The following is an 18,797-nucleotide window of genomic DNA, read 5'->3' on the forward strand; positions in this document are numbered from 1 at the left end:
GGCGGTGCCTGAGGGTGAAGATACCGAAGAGGATCGCCGCCGAGTCCGGGCGTTACTCGCTGGTCGACGGAATCCCTTTCCGGCTGCCCGTCGAATCGCACCATTCGCCCGCGCTGATGGCGGCCTTCACCATCGACGCCGCCAAGGCGGCCGCGCTGCTTCCCGGCCGCGAGGTCCACCCGCTGACGCTATGGCGGGGGAGGGGACTGCTGCTGATCACCGTCGTGGACTACACGTCGACCAACATCGGCAAGTACATCGAGTTCAGCATCGCCATCGCCGTCACCCACGGCTCGCGGCCCGCGCCCGCCCTCGTTCCGGTGCTCCTGCGCAAGCACCATGACGTGGGCCAGTACGTGTATGACCTGCCGGTCAGCACCGAGATATCCGTCAAGGGCGGCAAGGGCATCTGGGGGATGCCGAAGCACCAGGCGAACCTGGACTTCCGCATCGACTCCCGCACGGTCTCCAGCCAGTACGACCTCGACGGCCAGCTCGCGATGCGGATCACGATCCGCCGTCCGCGCTGGACCGGACTGCCGCTGCGCCTGTCGGCGGCGAACTTCTGCCAGTTCCGCGGCATGCTGTGGAAGTCCGTGATCTATTTCCACGGCAACATCGGCGCGAGCGTGCTGCTCCCCGGTGCCGCCAAGCTGCTGATCGGCGACAGCCCCCGCACCAGGCCGCTGAAGGAGCTCGCCATCGCCAGGCAATCGCTGTTCACCGCGTTCTTCCCGTCATCGGCGGGCGTGCTCGACGACCACGTCGAAGGCTGGTTCCTCGGCTACGGCGATCCGCCGCAGACCGAGCCCCAGGGCCTGGCGAGCGTGGTTGGCCTCGGGCTGTCCCAGGCGTGGCCGCCACCGCCGTCCTGCGACGGCCGCCAGCCGGGCCAGACTGAGGCGCCGGGTGACGCGGCCGGCGCCGCCGACCAAGAGGACGCCGCCCGGTGAGCGCCGCGGCGGTTTCCGAGCACGGCGCGTCGGCCGCCATGAGCATCGGCGTGGGGCGCGGCCTGTACGCGCGGCGCGCGCTCGCCGTGGCCGGGTTCGACTTCCTGTCCGGCCTCGGCTGTCTCGCCTACGCCCGTCAGCTCAGCGCTCGCGGTAAGCGGCCGGAGTGACGTCCTCGCTGCTCGCTGACGGCGACACGGACGACCCGGCGGGGGAGCGGCGGTCCCTCGTCCTGGCCGGAGGCGGGATGCGCGTCGCCTACCAGGCGGGCGTGATCGCGGCGCTGGAGCAGGCGGGACTGCGGTTCCAGCACGTCGACGGGTCCTCGGGCGGCACGATGAACCTGTCCATGCTGCTGTCCGGGCTTGACGCCGAGGAGATCTGCCAGCGCTGGCGCACGCTGCGGCAGCGTCAGTTCGGAGCCGCGCTGCCCTGGCGCGCCTACGGCTCGCTGCGCTGGCCGGCGCTCGGCAGCGCGGACGGGCTGCGCGAGCAGGTCTTTCCGCACCTCGGGATCGACCCCGCGCTGATCCGCCGTGCGGCCGGGGTCATCGGGACCTACAACGTGTGCAACTTCGCGACCAAGACCGCGGAGGTGGTGGAGCACCCGGACGTCGACATGGACCTGCTGGTCGCCGCGGTGTCCCTGCCGGTCCTGATGCCGGCCGTGGAACGCTACGGCACGCCCTACACCGACGCCGTCTGGATCCGCGACAGCAACGTACCTGAGGCGGTGGCCAGGGGAAGCGATGACATCTGGCTGGTCTGGTGCATCGGCAACACCGCCACCTACCACAACGGGCTGTTCCGTCAGTACGTCCACATGATCGAGATGGCCGCGAACGGTTCGCTGCTGCGCGACCTTGGCCACGTCGCCGAGCACTGGCCGAAGCGGCCGGTACGGCTGCACGTGATCAAGCCCGAGTACCCGCTGCCGCTCGACCCCGCCTACTTCACCGGCCAGATCGACGCGGCCACCCTCATCGCGCTCGGATACGCCGACGCCCGCCGCTACCTGGACAACCCGGCGCCGCTGACGGCCCCCTGGCAGCCGGGCATCACCCAGATGCGGGAGGCGCCGCCGGGCGCGGCGGCGCGGCTGGTCCTGGCCGGCTCGTTCACCCGCACAAGTCCCGCGCCCGCCGGCAGTCCGGCGCCCGCCGGGCGCGACGGCGGCGGAATGGAGCTGCACCTGCAGCTTCAGGCGCGCGGGCAGCTGCAGGCGCGCGCCGCTGACGGCGACGGCGGGCCGCGCGAGCTGGCCGTGGCCGGGGATGTCACTGTCCCCGGCGGGCGGCCGCACACGCTGATCGAGTCCGGCACCGCGGTCATTGACCCCGGAGCGGGCCTCACGCTCCGGCTTAGCTGGCGTGACGAGGCAGGACCGCGGACGCTGGTCGCGGTCCCCGCGATCGGTGGCCTGGCGGTGACCCTGCGCGCGGATCGCGCCAGCGCGGATGACGACGGTGCTGACGACGACGGTGCTGACGACGACGATGCTGACTTCGGCGGGGCGGTGCTCGGCACGGGCACCATCCCCGTCACCTGGCGGCAGCTGGCCAGGACGCTCGCCAGCGTGCACGCCACCGACGCCGGCTCGGCCGCGCAGGCCGTGCGGCACACGGCGGACCTGGCCATGGCGCTGCTGCGGGCAGCCGGGCGGTAGGGGAACTGGTGGAAGAGCACTTTGACGTGGTGGTGGTCGGCTCGGGCTTCGGCGCGTCGGCGGCGGCCTGCCGGCTCGCCCAGGCCGGCCGGTCCGTGCTGATACTCGAGCGCGGCAGGAGTTACCCGCCGGGCTCGTTCCCGCGCAGCCCGCGCGGGGTGGCCGCGAACCTATGGGCGCCATCGTCCGGCCTGTACGGGATGTTCGACATCTGGGCATTCCGCGGGATCGAGTCCGTGGTGAGCAGCGGACTTGGCGGCGGCTCGCTGATCTACGCCAACGTCATGCTCCGCAAGGACCCGGCCTGGTTCGTCGAGGACGCGCCCGACCAGCCGCCCCGGCCGTGGCCGGTCAGCTACGCCGACCTCGAGCCGTACTACGAGGCCGCCGAGGCCATGATGGGCGTGCAGCGCTACCCCTTCGACGCGGCACCCTATTCGGCCACGCCCAAGACCCGGGCGATGCACCAGGCAGCGCAAACGCTCGGCCTGGACTGGCGGCTGCCGCCGCTCGCGGTCAGTTTCGCGAGTCCCGGCCAGCCCCCGGTCCCCGGGCAGCCGCTCACCGAGGAGCACCAGAACCTCCACGGCAAGCCGCGCGTCACCTGCCGGCTGTGCGGGGAGTGCGACATCGGCTGCAACGACGGCGCGAAGAACACCCTCGACTACACCTACCTGTCCCGGGCAGCCGATGCCGGGGCGATGATCAGGCCACTGTGCGAGGTGCGGCGGATCGACAGGCGAGACGCCGCGGGCGGCTACCGGGTCGGCTACACGCAGCGGGACGCGGAACACCCCGACATGGCACGCGCTGTCACGGTCACCGGCGACCGGCTGGTCATCGGCGCGGGCACGTACGGTTCCACGTTCCTGCTGCTGCGCAACCGGGCGGCCTTCCCCGGCCTCGGCCCCGCACTCGGCACGCGGTTCTCCGGCAATGGCGACCTGCTGACGTTCCTGCGGCACAGCCGGCGCATGGCGCGGCACGAGTTGGTGGCGCGCGACCTGGACCCGGAGTTCGGTCCCGTCATCACCAGCGCCATCCGCATGCCGGACACCCTCGACGGCGACGGTCCCGCCGGGCGCGGCTTCTACATCGAGGACGGCGGCAACCCGTCCTTCCTCGACTGGATTCTGCAGACGGCGGACGCGCCGAGCATGGCCGCCCGCCTTGGCCGGTTCGCTGTCCGGCGCGTCTGGTCTCACCTGAAAGGCAATCCCAGGTCCAGCATCGGCGACGACGTCTCCGGGCTGTTCGGCGGCGGTGCGGCATCGGCGGCCACGATGCCGGTCCTCGCCATGGGCCGTGACATCCCCAACGGGACATTCAGCCTGCGGAACGGAAGTCTCGAACTTGACTGGTCCACCAGTGCCTCGTCCGCCTACTTCGACCGGGTCGAGGCGACGCTGCGGCAGCTGGCCGAGGCGCTTGAGGCCGGCCTGGCCAACACGCCGCTGTGGCTGTTCAAGCGCGTCATCACCGTGCACCCGCTTGGCGGTGTGCCCATGGGCGCCGATCCAGGCACGGGCGTGGTCGACGGGTGGGGCGAGTCGTTCGCCTACCCGGGATTGCACGTCGTGGACGGATCGGTTATGCCGGGTCCAGTGGGCGCTAACCCGTCCCTCACCATCGCCGCGTTCGCCGAGCGGGCGGCCGCGCACATCATCGGGGAATGACCGCCCATGACCTACTCGCTTCAGTTCACCGAACGGATGACCGGCGCCTTCTCCTTCGGTGAGGCGGATTACCAGGCCGGCTACCGGGCAGGCAGGCGCGCCGGCAACCGCCTGCTCTTCCGGCTCACGATCGCCGCCGACGACGTGGACTCCTTCCTCGCCGACCCGCGGCACCCGGCCACCGCCAGCGGCTACGTGGACTGCGACCCGCTTGGCGGCCGTTTCCCCGTCGAGCGGGGCGCGTTCGACCTGTTCACCGACGCGGGCCCGGCGACCAGGCACATGCTCTACCGGCTGTACTTCGCCGACGCCACCGGCAGGCCGCTCACCCTGGCCGGGTACAAGGACGTCAAGCCGGGACCGCTGACCGCGGTCTGGTCGGAGACGTCCACCCTCTACGTCCGGATACTGAACGGGCACGTCCCGGTCGAAGACGGCGGGGAGAACCCGACCGAGGGCCTGGTGGGCTCGGGGATCTTGCGCATCCCCCCGCCCGACTTCGCCTGGCAGCTGACGACCTTTCGGGTGCACGGGCCGACCCTGGCGGGCAAGATCGCGGCGCTCGACTCGTTCGGCCAGCTGTTCCTGAGCGAGCTGTGGCAGGTCTTCGGCCCGGTGCGGCGGCTGGCGCGCAAGGCCATCGGGAACGGCGCGCCCGCATGACAGACATCCGCTACGTGGTCCTGTCTGACCTGCATTTCGGCGCGGAGAACAGCGTGCTCACCGCGCTCAGCGAACGGCCGTCGACACCCGGCGTCACCGGCTTCTCGGCCGACCCGCAGCGGCCGAGCCCGCTGCTCACCGGGCTGATCGACGGGCTGCGCGCGCTCACCCGCGGCCAGGACAGGCCGCCGACGCTCATCCTGGCCGGCGACATCCTCGACCTTGCCCTGTCGCGCGACGAAGTGTGCGCCATGGTTTTCCGTCTCTTCGCGCACCTGTCGTTCGGCGGCGGCCAGCCCGCGTTCGATCCGCACGTGCACTACATCCCGGGCAACCACGACCATCACGAGTGGGAGATCACCAGGGAGGCTCAGTACGTGACCTACGTCTGCGGCCAGCCCGCCGACGCCCAGCTGGTCGCCCCCTGGCACACCACAAAGCTGGAGTACGTCGAGGAACGGCCCGCCGCCAGCTCTGCCCTGCTCACTGGGCTCGCCAGAAGCCAGGCGGGCGGCAGCGGGGCCGAGGTCGAGGTGTCGTACCCGAACCTCGCGCTGCGGACCCCGGACGGGCGCCGCTGCCTCATCGTCAGCCACGGGCATTTCACCGAGTCCATCTACTCGATGATGTCCGGGCTGCGCGACATCCTCTATCCGGGGCAGCGGCAGACGCTCCCCGGCGACATCGACCGCCTCGAGGAGGAGAACTTCGCCTGGATCGACTTCCTGTGGTCCACCCTCGGCCGCTCCGGTCAGGTGGGCACGGACATGGGGCTGATCTACGCGGACCTGACAAGTCCGGGTGACCTCGCCGATCTGGTCGGCAACCTGACCGGCGCGCTAGTCGCCAGGGGCAAGGGCCCGCGCTGGCGGCGCCGGCCGGAGCAGTGGGCGCTGAACGCGATCATCGGGCACGTCGTGACCCGGGTGGCCACGACCGAACGCGGCACGCCCTCGGTCGCTCTCAGCGCCGCGGGCCAGACGGGGCTCATGAACTACCTGGAAGGACCGGTCCGCGGGCAGCTGCGGCAGGAGTGGGGATACGTACCGGAAGAGGTCACGTTCGTGTACGGGCACACCCACAAGCCGTTCGTCGACCGACGGTCCGTGCCCGGCTTCCCCGGCCCGGTCAGCGTCGCCAACACCGGGGGCTGGGTGGTGGACACGGCTGTTCCCGCACCGATCCAGGCGGGCGTGGCGGTGCTGGTCAGCGAGAACCTGGACACCGCGTCGCTGCAGTTCTACCGGCAAGACGCCGGATCGAACCCAGTCCCCGTCCAGCTGCTGCCGCCGTCGGCCGGCGCGCAGCCGTCCGCCTGGCACGCCGAGCTGGCGGCCCGCATCGACCCGGCGGCACCGCCGTGGACGGCAGTGGCGGAGTCCGCGGCGGACCTAGTCGCCCAGCGCCACCGCCTCCAGGCGGCCACCGTAGCGCTCCGCGCCGCCATGCGGTCCTCCCGCTGACTTCGCAGGACGCCGGCCGGGCCACGATCGTGGAAACATTTCTCCTGATGGAAACAACCGGGAGCGTTTGGCGGCATCTCTGACTCGTGGACCACTTGGACCCAGACGCGTCGCCGCGGCCCGGCCCGCGGCCCCCGGCCGATCTGCGGCCGCGGGCCGACACAGGCGTGACCGCACTGTACGCGGAGCACGCCGTCGGCCTGATCAGGCTGGGTTTCGTCATGCTCGGCGACCGCGGCGCGGCCGAGGACGTCGTCCAGGACGCGTTCTTCGGCCTGTACAGAAACTGGGACCGGCTCAACGACCCGGCCAACGCGCTGAACTACGTCAGGTCCAGCGTGCTCAATGGCTGCCGCGCAGCGCTGCGCACCCAGGCACGCAGGGACCGCAGGCACCGCTCGGCGGCGACCGGCGACGACTGGCTGCCGTTCGACTCCGCCGAGGCCGCCGTCCTGCTGTCCGAGGAGCACCGCGAGGTCCTCGCCGCCGTGCGCAAGCTCGCATCCCGGCAGCGCGAAGCGGTGATGCTGCGGTACTACCTCGGCCTTAGCCCGGACGAGACTGCCCGTGTCATGGGAATCAGCACCGGCACCGTGAAGTCCTCCGTCTCCCGCGCCGTCGCCGCGCTCGGCCGCGCCCTCAAGGAGGAATCGTGAGCTCAGTCGAGGATCGCGTCCACGCGGCCATGTCGGCGGCCGCGGACCTGGCCGCCAGGGAAATCCCCGCCGCGCCGCCGCTGCGCCTGCCGCCCGAGCCGGCGCGAGGCGCCCGCCGCGCTCGCCCGCCACGCCGCTGGATCCGCTGGACGGTGCCGCTCACCGCCGCCGCGGCAGTCATCGCGCTCGCCGTATCCCTGGCACTCATCAAGGACATCCAGAACGGCAGCATGGTTCCACCGAACCCGACCACTTCGACGGGCCCGGGTGGCATACCCCGCTACTACGTGGCACTCAGCCATTTCGCCGGGCACGGTGACAACACTCGGAACGGCATCGTGGTGGGGGACTCGCTGACCGGCAAGGCGCTGACGACGATCGCGCCACCCGCCCGCACGACCTTCGAAAGCGTGACAGGGGCCGCCGACGACCGTACCTTCGCCGTGTTTGGCGTGACGTCCTCAACCGGCTCGTTCGCCCCGTCGTCCAAGGCAGCGATGACCGGCCGGTGGTACAAGGTGCTTATCGCTCCGGGCACCGCCCACCCGGCTCGCCTGACCCCTCTTCCGCTCAAGCCGTTCACGGGGCCCTACTTCCACGCGAGCGATGCCTTGGTCGAGCCGGACGACGCCTTCGCCATCGCGTTGTCCGGGTCCGGCCGGGAATTCGCCGCAGCCGTATCAGTCGCTCCGCACGGGCTGGCGGTGAAGGTCTTCTCTACCTCCACCGGCCGGCTGCTGCACGACTGGACGACGCACGACCAGGCGGTCGCCAGGTTGCCGTCCTTGGCGTGGATCGACGGAGACGAGAAGCTGGCCCTGCTGAGCCTCGGTATCGACGCGCAGCGGAATTCGACCTCCTCGTCCACGGGCGTCACCGTGCGCGAGTGGCCCGTCGCCGGACCGGCCAGCGGCGACCTGGTGGCCGTCAGCAAGGTCGTCTGGGACCTGCCGATCGCGCAAACGCAGACCCGGCTGACCCTGCTTGAGTCATGCGTCCGGCCGGTGATGGGCGGTCCCGTTCGGCTCAGCGCCGACGCCAAGACGTTCAGCTGCGCGACCGGCACCGTCGGGCCGACCGGCGACACCGTCAAGTTCTTCACCTACCGGCTCGCGGCAAGCACCACGGCAACCACGAAGAGCGGGCCCGGCTATCAGGCGACGCTCCCCAAAGCACAGGGCATCTACATTCCCGAGGTGCTGTGGCAGGGCGCTTCCAGCGGCCCGCTGATCGGCGGAGTGATCCCCTACGCCCTCAGTCCCGCGGCCACTGCCAGCGGCCCGCGCATCGGCGTGATCAGCCACGGGACGTTCACGCCGCTGCGCTTTCCGCCGGGCCTGAATCTCAGTGCCGACACCAACAGCATCGCCTGGTAGTGCCGCGCCGGCCTAGGCGTCCAGGTGATCGAGGTCCGCGTCCGGCAGGTCGTGCACCTGCTGGGTCGTGATGTCCAGGTGGAATCCGTCCGCGCCCACCGCGGTCACGGCGGACCGCGGGACGAGCACTGCCTTGCGGTTCCACAGGTGCCCGGCCCGGACGAGCACGAAGGCCACGCGCCCCGTGGCGGAGTCAACGACGATTCCCTCCACGTGCCCGATGTCGCCGTCCTTCGCATGCGCGTGCTGACCGCGGGCCACCTCATCCTCGCCGGGCAGCCGATCCGGGACGATGTCGACGGTTGACTCCTGCCCTTCACCGCGATCGGGAGGCAAGCCGGGTCCGCCCAACAGTCCTGGTGGAGCATACTCGGGCCACGAGGCCTCCGAAGTCCCGGGACGGACCTGGTTGCCCTGGTCTTCGGGGTAGGAGTAGGTCGCCTCCGCGGGATCGAGCCATTCGAACTCCGCCACCGAGCAGCGGAGCTGAATCTGGCTCCCGGCGCGCCCGGACCGCTCGCTGTCCACCAGATCGAACGGGACGAGCCTGGCCGGTATCTCCTTGCGTGCCGCCTCGACGACGAGGTGAGTGACGACATCATCGCCGGGACTGACGACGAGGCTGGTGAGCTTGCCCGACTCCTTGTCGGCGCAGCGCACATCCGCCCCCAGCAGGAACAACCGCGTCTTAGACATTGCCTTCCCCCTTCGGCATTGCCCTAGCTGAGCTAAGCGTACGTGAGCCGTGACAGAACGTGCCGCCGAGACCGGCGGCTTGCGCGGCCACCCTCATCCGTTCTATAACTCTCTCATGAGTTCTATAACAGTTGACGGACGCGCCCAGCAGACCCCAGGCCGGTTCGGCCGCTACGGCGGGCGCTACGTGCCGGAGTCGCTGGTGCCCGCCTGCCAGGCAGTCGCGGATGAGTTCGCCAGGGCATGGTCAGATCCCGGGTTCCGCGGCAGCCTCGCCGGGCTGCTCTCGGTCTACGCGGGCCGCCCGACGCCGCTGACCCCGGCCCTGCGGCTGTCTGCCGAACTCGACGTGACCGTCCTGCTCAAGCGGGAAGACCTGACCCACACCGGCTCCCACAAGATCAACAACGTGATGGGGCAGGCGCTGCTTGCCCGCCGCATGGGGCGCGCGCGGCTGATCGCGGAGACCGGCGCCGGCATGCACGGGGTCGCGACCGCGACGGCGGGCGCCCTGCTCGGCCTGCCGGTGAAGGTCTTCATGGGGGAGCGTGACGTGGAACGCCAGGCGCATAACGTGTTCCGCATGCGGCTGCTCGGCGCCGAGGTCGTCCCGGTGAGCACCGGCAGCCGCACGCTCAAGGACGCGACAAGCGAGGCGATGCGTCACTGGGTCGCCGACGCCGACGAGGCGTACTACTGCGTGGGTTCCGTCATCGGCCCGCACCCCTACCCGATGATGGTGCGCGAGTTCCAGCGCGTCATCGGCGACGAGGCCAGGCGGCAGTGCGCGGCCGAACTGCCCGCGGCGGTGCCCGACTACGTCGTCGCCTGCGTCGGCGGCGGCAGCAATGCGGCGGGCACCTTCGCGGGCTTCGTCGGCACGGCGGCGAAGCTCGTGGGCGTCGAGGCCGAGGGCGGCGCGGGCGCATCGAACGGCGAGATCGGCGTGCTGCACGGCTTCCAGTCGCTGTTCCTGCAGGACGAAGACGGGCATATCGAGGAGGCGCACTCGATGGCAGCCGGGCTGGATTACCCGGGCGTCGGCCCCGAGCACGCGCACCTGCGGGACCTGGGGCGCGCCCGCTATGTCACGGTGTCCGACGCCGAGGCGATCGCGGCAGCCGTGCGCCTGGCACGGACGGAGGGCATCCTGCCCGCGATCGAGTCGGCGCACGCCCTGGCCTGGGTGATCCGCGCGGCCGGGACCTCAGACCTGCCAGCCGGCTCGACCGTCCTCGTCACGCTCTCCGGGCGCGGCGACAAGGACGTCGCCACCCTCATGGCGGAGACGGAGCTGTGACCAAGCTGCTGATGCCCTACATCACCGGCGGCGTGCGGCCGGACTGGACCGCCTACCTGACCGCGTTCGAGGACGCGGGCGCGGACATGATTGAGGTCGGGCTGCCGTTCTCCGACCCGACCGTGGACGGCCCGACCATCCAGGAGGCGTCAGACACCGCGCTCGCCCGCGGCGCCACCCCCGCCGCTGTCCTGGCGGACCTCGCCGCGATCCGCGTCGGCATCCCGCTCATCGCGAGCACCTACGCCAACATCGCGCTGCGGCCGGGCTTCGCCGCGGCGCTGCGGGCCGCGCGGATCAGCGGGCTGATCGTGCCCGATCTCCCGGTCGACGAACTGGCCGGGCTGAGCGTGCCGGGCATCGAGGTCAGCCTGCTCGCGTCGCCCGCGACGCCGGATGACCGGCTCGCCGAGATCGGGCGGCGCAGCCAGGGCTTCGTCTACGTCATCTCGGTCATGGGCACCACTGGCGAGCGCGACCGGCTGGCCCCGTCCGCCGCGGCGCTCGCCGCCCGGGTCAGGCAGGCCACAGAACTGCCTGTCCTGCTCGGCTTCGGGATATCCACCCCCGAGCAGGCGGCCGAGGCGGCGGCGGTCGCCGACGGGGTCATCGTCGGCGCGGCCGTCATGCGTCGCGTCCTGGACGGCGCGGGCCCGGCCGAGGCGGGCGCCTTCGTGGCGTCACTGCGGGCCGCGCTTTCCCGCCCGGCCGGCGTGGGATGATCGTCGTTGGCGACGACCGAGGGACGCGGCCCGCCGGGCCAAAAGGCCCGCCAGGGCATCCGGGTCAACCAGGTCAGCCCGGGTCAACAAGGCCAACCGGGTCACGACGAGGGGAGCGGCATGGCACGCTACCGAGCCATTGCCGCCGACCTTGCCGCGAAGATCCGCGACGGTCACTACGCGCCAGGCGAGGCACTGCCTGGGCAGCGCGAGCTGAGCACGGCGTACGGGGTCACGCTGATGACGCTGCGCCAGGCGCTGCGGGAGCTGAGCGACGAGGGGCTGATCGTCCAGCGGCCGGGCAAGGGCACCTTCGTCGCCCCACTAGACGCGTCGCCGCAGCTGGCGTACCAGCTCGGCTCGTTGCGCAGCTTTGCCGACGACCTGCGCGAGCAGGGCCACGAGGTCCGTACGACCGTGATCGCCCGCGCGCAGCGCCGCCTGCCCGCGCGCATCGCGGCGCGGCTGCGGGTCCGCGAGACCGAGACGGGGCTGCGGCTGGAGCGGGTCCGCGCGTTCGCCGGCCGCCGCGCGATCCATCAGGTCTCCTGGGTTCGCGAGCCGCATGCGGAACGGTTGCATGACGTCGATTTCACCGCCACGTCGCTGTACGCGGCCCTGACCGAGGCGGGGGCCGTGGTGGCCCGGGCGTCGGAGACGATCCGGCCGGAGGTGCTCGGGGCGGACGTGGCCAGGCACCTGGACGAGGACGAGGGCGCGCCGGTGCTTGTCAGCGACCGCGTCACGTACGGGCCGGACGGGACGGCCCTGGTGACGGACCGGGCGACCATCCTGGGCAGCATGATGCAGATCACCGCGGAACGCGCCGCCACCGAACTATCCCTGCACTGGGGAGCGACGCCGCCGCCTTGAGCCTTATACCGACACCACGGTCATGACCGTCTGGCCGATCCTGATCTTGTCTCGTTTCTTCAGCAGCTGGACGGAAAGGATCGGACGCCCGTTGAGCGTGGTGCCGTTGGTGGAGTCGAGGTCCTCGACGTACCACAGGCCGCGAACGGTCAGGAAGCGGGCGTGCTGGCCAGAGGCGAAGTCGTCGTCGATCGTGAGCCTGCCTTCACGGCCGACGGTGAAGTCCGCACGGAAGGTGTGCCGCTGTTCTCCGAGCTGGATGACCAGGGACCTGCCGGAAGGCGCGTCAGTGAGCGTGCCGCCAGTTTGCCCCGCCACGGCGGTCACCGCGGCCTTCCACGCTTGCCGTTCCTGTTTGGTGAGGTCCTCCCACAGGAGGGCAGGGGTGGGAAGGGCGGCCCGGTAGGCTTCGTAGGCAACTTGCGCGAGGCGCTCAATGAGGGTGGCCACCCATTGATAATGCCAGCATTTCCGGCGCTGTTTAAAGGCGCGCGCGAATGAGAAATCCATTACCGCTCGGGCGACTGGCACTTCCGGCAGGTTCCTTTGGCTGACAGTTCACAACGCACCCGTTGTGCGCACGCCAACCACGCGATGGCCAAGCTGGGCGCCAGGGACCGCGCCCAGCTCGTGGTCTTCGCCTACCAGGCCGGCCTCACCCGCTGATGCGGCACCCGCCTGCGGCGCCGTTCACAGCTGAGCGCGGATATCGCGCAAGGCAAGCCGCATTTCCCCGGCCGTGGCGAAGCGGTCACGGCTGGCCGGAGCGCATGCCTTGACGAGGAATTCCGCGAGATCGGCGCCGAGATCGGAGCGGGAGGTTCGCGGATCGATCACCACTCCGTCGAGCACCGGCATCGCATTCGGATACGGGTGACTGCCGTTGCAGAGCAGTTGGTACAGCAGCACGCCGACCGCGAACAGGTCGGTGGAAACGTCCCAGTGCGTGAGGTCGGCGTCCGGCGGCTGATAGGGCGGCGTGCCCGACTGCGTGTGCACCGGGTCGCCGAATCGGGAAGCGATGTTGAAGTCAAGGAGCTTCGCTCCCGCTCGCGACAGCATGACGTTGCGCGGTTTGATGTCGCGGTGGATCAGTCCGGGGTGGAAGGCGACGAGCGCCTCGAGCAGGTCGAGTGCGACGTCCAGGGCCTCCCGGTCGCGGAGATTCCGCTTGCCCGTGACGAACTCCTCCAGGGACTCCCCGTCAATGAACTCGGTGATGAGATACCACTCGCCCGAGCCCGTCTGGCCGGCCCAGAAGACCTCCACCACGTTGCGGTGATGGATTTCCCGCAGCGCGCCGATCTCGCGGCGCACCGCCTCGTGCCCGGCGGCGGTGTTGAAGAGCTTGAGCGCTCGCTCCTTGCCCTCGACCTCATCGCGAACCCGGTAGACCTTCGAGAACCCGCCCTGCCCGAGCACTCGGAGGATCTCGAACCGGTCGTCGATGACGTCACCCGCGGCGTACTCGGCGGCCCCGGTCCCTGCCGTGGATCGCATCCCCGCCGTGTCCGGCTTGGAGAGCACCTGGCCGCTGGCGAGCTGCGTGGTGGCGGCCAGTACCGCAGTGCGCCCGGGAGGGCGGAACGGGCGGGTGGCGCGCGCGGTTCCCGCGCCGGCGGAATTCCCGCGCACGTGCGCGATGCCGCCGACCGCGTACATGAGGCACGGGTGCAGCACGTAGGTGTCCACGTCCGGCGGGAAGTGAAACTGCTCGACGTCGCCCATGGAGTAGAAGCGGCGCTGCCCTGACTCGTCGACGTAGCCGAGCAGCCCGTTCTGCCACAGGACGGAGGCGAGGTGCGTCGTCTTCTCGAAGTGCAGATCCGCCACATCCTGCAGTGCGGCGAGGTCACCGCGGGAGAACCGGTCGACGCCCATCATCCGGACGAACGAGCGCACGTCCTCCTGCACCCCGCTGATATAGGCCTGGGTGCTGGTGAACAACTCGGAGTAGTCCTGCAGCGCGGCGTTCTCCGGCATCAGGTCCGAGGAGATCTGGTTGGCGCACTGCGCGAGCTGGGAATCCCCGAACCGCTTGGCGCTGCGTTGCACCACCCCCTCCAGGGCGTCCGTGGGGATGCCCTCGCGGCCAGCCTGCTTCTGGCGCAACACCTCCTCGCTCAGCTCATTGCCAAGCGAGATGATGTCGCGCGGTATCAGCCTCGTATGGCTGAGCAGGTAGTCCTCGATCGACGCGTCCCCGTTGGGCCCCGGCCAGCTGCCGTTGACCCCGAGCCAGTCGTGGATCGTCGGATGACCGGTGGTGGAGCGCCGCATCAGCAGCGACACCGGCAGCCGCCGCAGCTTCTGCTCGAGCAGGTAGAGCAGCGAACTGCGGTCCCAGGTCAAGACGCGGATGTGCGGCTCGTTGTAATACCGCGGCGCGTGCTCAGAGCGGTACACCGACGACATCACGATGTCGCGGATGCAGACGACAACATGCAGCCGGCCGCCCAGCTTGTGATCGCGGAGCAGCCGCATCACCTGGTAGAACAGCCCCTCCTGGCACTTCAGCCAGTACATCGGCGCGTGGCTGAATTCCTCGTCTATCGCGTCGAGGTAGAAGTAAATCGGCTTGCACTGGCTGAGTATCTCGCCGAGCAGGTCCTCAAGGTCGTCCCACAGCGGATTATCGAGGTACGTGGACAGCTGATGGGCGTTGTGCTGCTGATTGATGATGTCGCGGACTTCGCTGTAGATCGACCGCGGCCGGCGGAAATCACCGAGCAGCCGCCCGTATGACTGCTCGATCTCGGCGGCCTGCTCGTCGCGCACCTGCGGCCGCAACTCGGGATGACGGAGCAAATGCGAGACCAGCGACCGCATGATCGCGCGCTCCCAGATCTGCATCCACTTCTCGACAAGGACGCGATCGGAGAACCACTGGCACGCCTTCACGATGACTTCCGTCTTCGGCAGGCTCTGCTGCGGCGGACTGGCGTAGACGGAATCCTGATGTGCCTGGAAATCCTGGAGGCGTCGCAGGTAGACCGTCTTGCCGGCGCCGAGTTTTCCCACGATCACGCGCACTTTGGAGTCGTTCGCGCGAGTGGCGAGATGGCCGTACGCAGGATTGCCGCCGAAATCGACGAACTCACTGATCAAGTCCTCGATGTCGGCCCGCGACCCGTCCGGGTTGCCAAAGGGGCCCACGGGGTCAAGCCGACGTCGTCTGGTACTCATCCCCCTCCTCGCCCGAATCGTAGCGCTCTGTAAGAGAAAGGGCCACGATGAAGTCTCCAGAGCACAATAGGCGAAGATGTCCATCCCGAACGGTTGGTGGTTTTAATTCCCGGTTACCGGTGCCCGCTAGGCAATATCGATAAGCTCCACGGTCACACTCGTCACGTCCCCCACGTCGAGCCCCTGGGCCTGGCGAACCGGCCTCTTGACCGGAAGCACGTAGCTACCCCCGCTGTCAGGGAAGATCGACGTGGTCCACGTGCTGCTCCCGATGGTCACCCGGACCCGCAGCGACCCGAAGCCGCGACGCAACCCGCCGGCCAGATCCCGGATCTCCTCGGACTCGTCGGCCGGCAGGCTGACGAAGACCCAGGTATCGGCACGCCGCGCATCCCAGAGCCACAACTCGCCATCGAAGATGATCTGCACCGGCTCAGCTTCCCACGCCACCCTCGTAGCAGCCGTGCATGTTGCCAAGCGCCAACATTCACAGCTGAACTGTAAATGTTGCAGGACGGCAACATCGGTGCCCGCGTCAATTACCTGGGAGCCGACGATGATCACCTCAGGCCTGCCGATGATCTGGCAGGCGGTGCGGATCGCGTGCTCAAGCTGGTCGCGGCGCATTGGTCATCCCCTGGAGTACGGCCTGCCGCTCTTCTTGGGGAAGCAGCCCTCCCATGGGGGACACTTCGCGCATAGATAAGAAACTTTGCCGGAGAGGAATGGGCGGTTAGCCGGTCACTGGCCAGGTGTGGACAGGCTCGTTGGTGTGCATGTGCTCGATGTAGCGCTGGGTCATCTGGCGCAGTGCCTCGGGCCGGTCGGATCCGCCGTGTGCGGAGATCTCCGCGACCGTTGCGATCTGCCAGGCGGCGCCGGTCTGGCCGGTGATGCAGCGCTGCTCGATGATGCCGAGCAGGCGGTCCGCATCGGCCGAGTCGACGCCCCAGTGGCTGAGGCCCTCGCGGGCCATCGGCAGCAGGCGGCGCAGCACGAGCTCGGCGGCCGGCACCTCGCCGAGCCCGGGCCAGTACAGGTTCGCGTCCAGGCCGCGGCGGGCCGCCTCATGCAGGTTCTCGCCGGCGGCGGCGAACGACATCTGGGTCCAGATCGGCCGCTGCGCCTCGGCGAGCGTGCGCACAAGACCGTAGTAGAAGGCCGCGTTCGCCAGCACGTCGGCGACCGACGGGCCGGCTGGCAGCACCCGGTTCTCCACCCGCAGGTGTGGCGTGCCGTCAACGAGCGCGTAGATCGGCCGGTTCCACCGGTAGACCGTCCCGTTGTGCAGGCTCATCTCGGCGAGATTGGGGTAGGCGCCCCCGTCGAGCACCGCCACCGGATCCTCGTCCTCACAGATCGGCAGCAGTGCGGGGAAGTACCGCAGGTTCTCCTCGAATAGGTCGAACACCGACGTGATCCAGTGCTCGCCGAACCACACGCGTGGCCGCACGCCCTGTTCCTTAAGCTCGTCCGGCCGGGTGTCGGTGGCCTGCTCGAACAGCGTGATCCTGGTCTCGTGCCAGAGTTGCTTGCCGAACAGGAACGGTGAGTTCGCGCCGAGCGCCACCTGGACCGCGGCGGCTGCCTGAGCGGCGTTCCAGTAGCTCGCGAAGCTCTCCGGGTTGACCTGCAGGTGAAGCTGAAGGCTCGTGCAGGCGGCCTCGGGAGTGATGCTGTCGGTGTGGGTGAGCAGTCTCTCCGCGCCGTCGATGGCGATCCGCATGTCCTCGCCGCGCGTGGCGAAGATCTGCTCGTTGAGCACGCGGAAGCGGTCGCTGGCGGAGAGATTGCCCAGGTGCACGTCCTCTTTCCGCAGCGTGGGCAGGATGCCGATCATCACCACCCGGGTCCCGGTGCCGCGGGCCTTCTCGTCCCCGGCGTTGAGATCGTCCCTGACCACCTGCTCAAGATCGGCAAGCGCGCCTCCGGCCAGCCGCCGGGGCGGCACGTTGATCTCCAGGTTGAACTGCCCGACCTCGACGCCCCAGGCCGGGTTCGCGATGGCGTCAAGCACTTCGGCGTTGCGCATGGACGGCTGTGCCTCGGAGTCGACGAGGTTCAGTTCGATCTCCTGGCCCACATGCGCGGGCTTGTCCTCGAACGCATTGTCCCGCAGCATCCGGGCGAGCGCGTCAAGTGAGCGCCGCACCTTCTCCCGGTACAGTCGCCGATCCTCACCGGTGAACTTGATCGCCTGAATCTCACGGCCCATGAGGCCTCCGCTCAACGCTGCTGGCGGGACCGTGTGCCTGAACAGCACCCCTCTTCTCTATACATTCGCACGCCCAGTAGCCCCAGCCAAGGTCAGGTGGCCCCCAGGCGGGCGGTCTCGTCGCGGACCCACAGGCCGAGCAGGCCGCGCAGGTGCGCGATGAACATGTCGTGCTCGTATGCCGGGTAGGTGGAGCGGACGGTGTCGATCAGCAGCCGGTCGAAGTCCGGTCCCGCGACCCACTCGAGCACGATCTCGTCGACGTGCGGCAGGCTGGTCGCGCAGAAGTCCTGGTAGCGGTCTGCCTCGAAATAGCTGTCGGCTAGCTTCCGGTAGGTGTCCAGCTTTTCCTGGTATGTCATGTCCGGGTCGTCGCCCGCCTCGAAGAACCGGTCGCTATCCAGGTCGAGCTTGGCTCGCCGCCCGGTTACCAGCGCGAAGACACACCACTTGACCAGTGCCCTGATCGCCCAGGGGAAGTAGTAGTGCAGGCTGGTCAGTGCCACGTCCGGGCAGGCGTTGGCATAGTCGATGGGATAGACCTCATCGCCCTTGACCAGCGTCTCGCACGAGTTGAACTCCCACCGGAAGAAGCTGTTGACCAGCCGCCCGATCGTCACCACCTCTGACCCGGCCTGCGGCGCGAGGAAATCGTGGTCGACCGCGTAGCGAAGGTGCATCGGCTGGTCCGGCTGGAAGCGCGTCACCATCGTCTCGGCGCCGATCGACAGCGAGCGGGCGAAGACGTCGTAGTCGATGGCCTTCTGCAGGTGCATGAGCATCTCGCCGCTCTGGTCGTAGGCGGCGTGCAGTTCGGCCGGGTTGGCGATCCGGGAGACACCGCGCCAGGCGCCGCCGTCATACGGCTTCATGAACAGCGGATAGCCGATCCGCTCCGCGATGGCGTCGAGGTCGAAGGGCTGGTTGTACCGGGCGGCGGTGTAGGCGTAGCGCGAGTTGTCCACCGGGTTCTTGTACGGGACCAGCACAGTTTCCGGCACCTTGAGGCCCAGCCGCATCATCGCGCAGTAGGCCGCGTGCTTCTCCATCGACTGGAACGTGAACGGGCTGTTCAGCACGTACACACCGTCCATCAGTGAGATCTTCTTCAGCCACTCCCTCGGGTGGTAGTACCAGTACGCGAGCCGGTCGATGACCAGGTCGTAGCGGGGGCGGTCGCGCAGGCTGAACGGCTCGATGGTGATCCGCTCGCAGTCGAAGGCGTGCCGGGCGCCGTCGGCGCCTTCGACCGGGCCTATCCGGCGCAGGATCTCCTCGAATGCCCTGGGCCAGTCCTCCTCGGTGCCGAGCAGCAACCCGACCAGGTGCCTGGAAGCGGTCAACGTTGGCCT

General features: G+C 69.4%; 17 protein-coding genes. 11 read left to right on the forward strand and 6 right to left on the reverse strand.

Annotation, left to right across the window (positions count from 1 at the left end; translation table 11 throughout):
* Nucleotides 1–14 precede the first annotated feature (14 nt).
* From EAS64_RS20475 to EAS64_RS20505, 8 genes are all read left to right on the forward strand, one after another.
* Entirely contained in the window at nt 15–953 is a 939-nt protein-coding gene (locus EAS64_RS20475; protein ID WP_222849468.1) for an acetoacetate decarboxylase family protein, read from the forward strand.
* The gene (locus EAS64_RS43685; protein WP_187366061.1) at nt 950–1,123 is read left to right on the forward strand and encodes a hypothetical protein; all 174 of its coding nucleotides are present in this window, start codon (nt 950–952) and stop codon (nt 1,121–1,123) included. Before EAS64_RS20475 ends, EAS64_RS43685 begins: the two co-directional genes overlap by 4 nt.
* Nucleotides 1,120–2,619, forward strand: a complete 1,500-nt coding sequence (locus EAS64_RS20480) for a patatin-like phospholipase family protein (protein ID WP_145855087.1) — start codon at nt 1,120–1,122, stop codon at nt 2,617–2,619. The genes EAS64_RS43685 and EAS64_RS20480 overlap by 4 nt, the downstream gene beginning before the upstream one ends.
* An 8-nt stretch (nt 2,620–2,627) precedes the next feature.
* Nucleotides 2,628–4,295: a GMC oxidoreductase gene (locus EAS64_RS20485; protein ID WP_246115788.1), complete on the forward strand. Its 1,668-nt coding sequence runs from the start codon at nt 2,628–2,630 to the stop codon at nt 4,293–4,295.
* 6 nt (nt 4,296–4,301) lie between these two features.
* Nucleotides 4,302–4,958 carry a hypothetical protein gene (locus tag EAS64_RS45965; protein ID WP_145855091.1) on the forward strand — a complete coding sequence of 219 codons (657 nt, stop codon included), beginning with the start codon at nt 4,302–4,304 and terminating at the stop codon, nt 4,956–4,958.
* Entirely contained in the window at nt 4,955–6,421 is a 1,467-nt protein-coding gene (locus EAS64_RS20495) for a metallophosphoesterase family protein (protein WP_145855093.1), read from the forward strand. The genes EAS64_RS45965 and EAS64_RS20495 overlap by 4 nt, the downstream gene beginning before the upstream one ends.
* Before the next feature lie 167 nt (nt 6,422–6,588).
* A complete protein-coding gene (locus EAS64_RS20500) occupies nt 6,589–7,077 on the forward strand; it encodes an RNA polymerase sigma factor (protein ID WP_246115789.1) in 489 nt (162 codons plus the stop codon).
* Nucleotides 7,074–8,453 (forward strand): hypothetical protein, encoded by a 1,380-nt coding sequence (locus EAS64_RS20505; RefSeq protein ID WP_145855095.1) that lies wholly within the window; start codon nt 7,074–7,076, stop codon nt 8,451–8,453. The genes EAS64_RS20500 and EAS64_RS20505 overlap by 4 nt, the downstream gene beginning before the upstream one ends.
* A 12-nt stretch (nt 8,454–8,465) precedes the next feature.
* On the opposite strand, the gene EAS64_RS20510 is transcribed toward EAS64_RS20505, so the two are convergent.
* Nucleotides 8,466–9,149, reverse strand: coding sequence for a PRC-barrel domain-containing protein (locus EAS64_RS20510; RefSeq protein ID WP_145855097.1), 684 nt, complete (start codon nt 9,147–9,149; stop codon nt 8,466–8,468).
* A 115-nt stretch (nt 9,150–9,264) separates the two neighbouring features.
* Between EAS64_RS20510 and trpB the strand changes: the two genes are divergently transcribed.
* From trpB to EAS64_RS20525, 3 genes are all read left to right on the forward strand, one after another.
* Complete coding sequence (gene trpB, locus EAS64_RS20515) at nt 9,265–10,449, forward strand: tryptophan synthase subunit beta (protein ID WP_145855099.1); 1,185 nt, start codon at nt 9,265–9,267, stop codon at nt 10,447–10,449.
* On the forward strand, nt 10,446–11,171 hold the full coding sequence (trpA, locus tag EAS64_RS20520) for a tryptophan synthase subunit alpha (protein ID WP_246115790.1): 726 nt from the start codon (nt 10,446–10,448) through the stop codon (nt 11,169–11,171). The genes trpB and trpA overlap by 4 nt, the downstream gene beginning before the upstream one ends.
* Before the next feature lie 120 nt (nt 11,172–11,291).
* Entirely contained in the window at nt 11,292–12,044 is a 753-nt protein-coding gene (locus EAS64_RS20525) for a GntR family transcriptional regulator (RefSeq protein ID WP_145855101.1), read from the forward strand.
* A gap of 3 nt (nt 12,045–12,047) precedes the next feature.
* Here the strand turns inward: EAS64_RS20525 and EAS64_RS20530 are convergent, their stop codons facing one another.
* From EAS64_RS20530 to EAS64_RS20555, 5 genes are all read right to left on the reverse strand, one after another.
* Nucleotides 12,048–12,494: an FHA domain-containing protein gene (locus EAS64_RS20530; RefSeq protein ID WP_246115791.1), complete on the reverse strand. Its 447-nt coding sequence runs from the start codon at nt 12,492–12,494 to the stop codon at nt 12,048–12,050.
* A 240-nt stretch (nt 12,495–12,734) separates the two neighbouring features.
* The gene (locus EAS64_RS43690) at nt 12,735–15,230 is read right to left on the reverse strand and encodes a serine/threonine protein kinase (protein ID WP_187366062.1); all 2,496 of its coding nucleotides are present in this window, start codon (nt 15,228–15,230) and stop codon (nt 12,735–12,737) included.
* A gap of 126 nt (nt 15,231–15,356) precedes the next feature.
* Nucleotides 15,357–15,857, reverse strand: coding sequence for a DUF1905 domain-containing protein (locus EAS64_RS44875; protein ID WP_222849469.1), 501 nt, complete (start codon nt 15,855–15,857; stop codon nt 15,357–15,359).
* A 106-nt stretch (nt 15,858–15,963) separates the two neighbouring features.
* Nucleotides 15,964–17,445 (reverse strand): glutamate-cysteine ligase family protein, encoded by a 1,482-nt coding sequence (locus EAS64_RS20550; protein ID WP_145855105.1) that lies wholly within the window; start codon nt 17,443–17,445, stop codon nt 15,964–15,966.
* A gap of 92 nt (nt 17,446–17,537) precedes the next feature.
* A complete protein-coding gene (locus tag EAS64_RS20555) occupies nt 17,538–18,788 on the reverse strand; it encodes an ATP-grasp domain-containing protein (protein ID WP_145855107.1) in 1,251 nt (416 codons plus the stop codon).
* Nucleotides 18,789–18,797 lie beyond the last annotated feature (9 nt).

Source organism: Trebonia kvetii (assembly GCF_007827045.1).
In the GTDB taxonomy this organism is placed as follows: Bacteria; Actinomycetota; Actinomycetes; order Streptosporangiales; family Streptosporangiaceae; genus Trebonia; species Trebonia kvetii.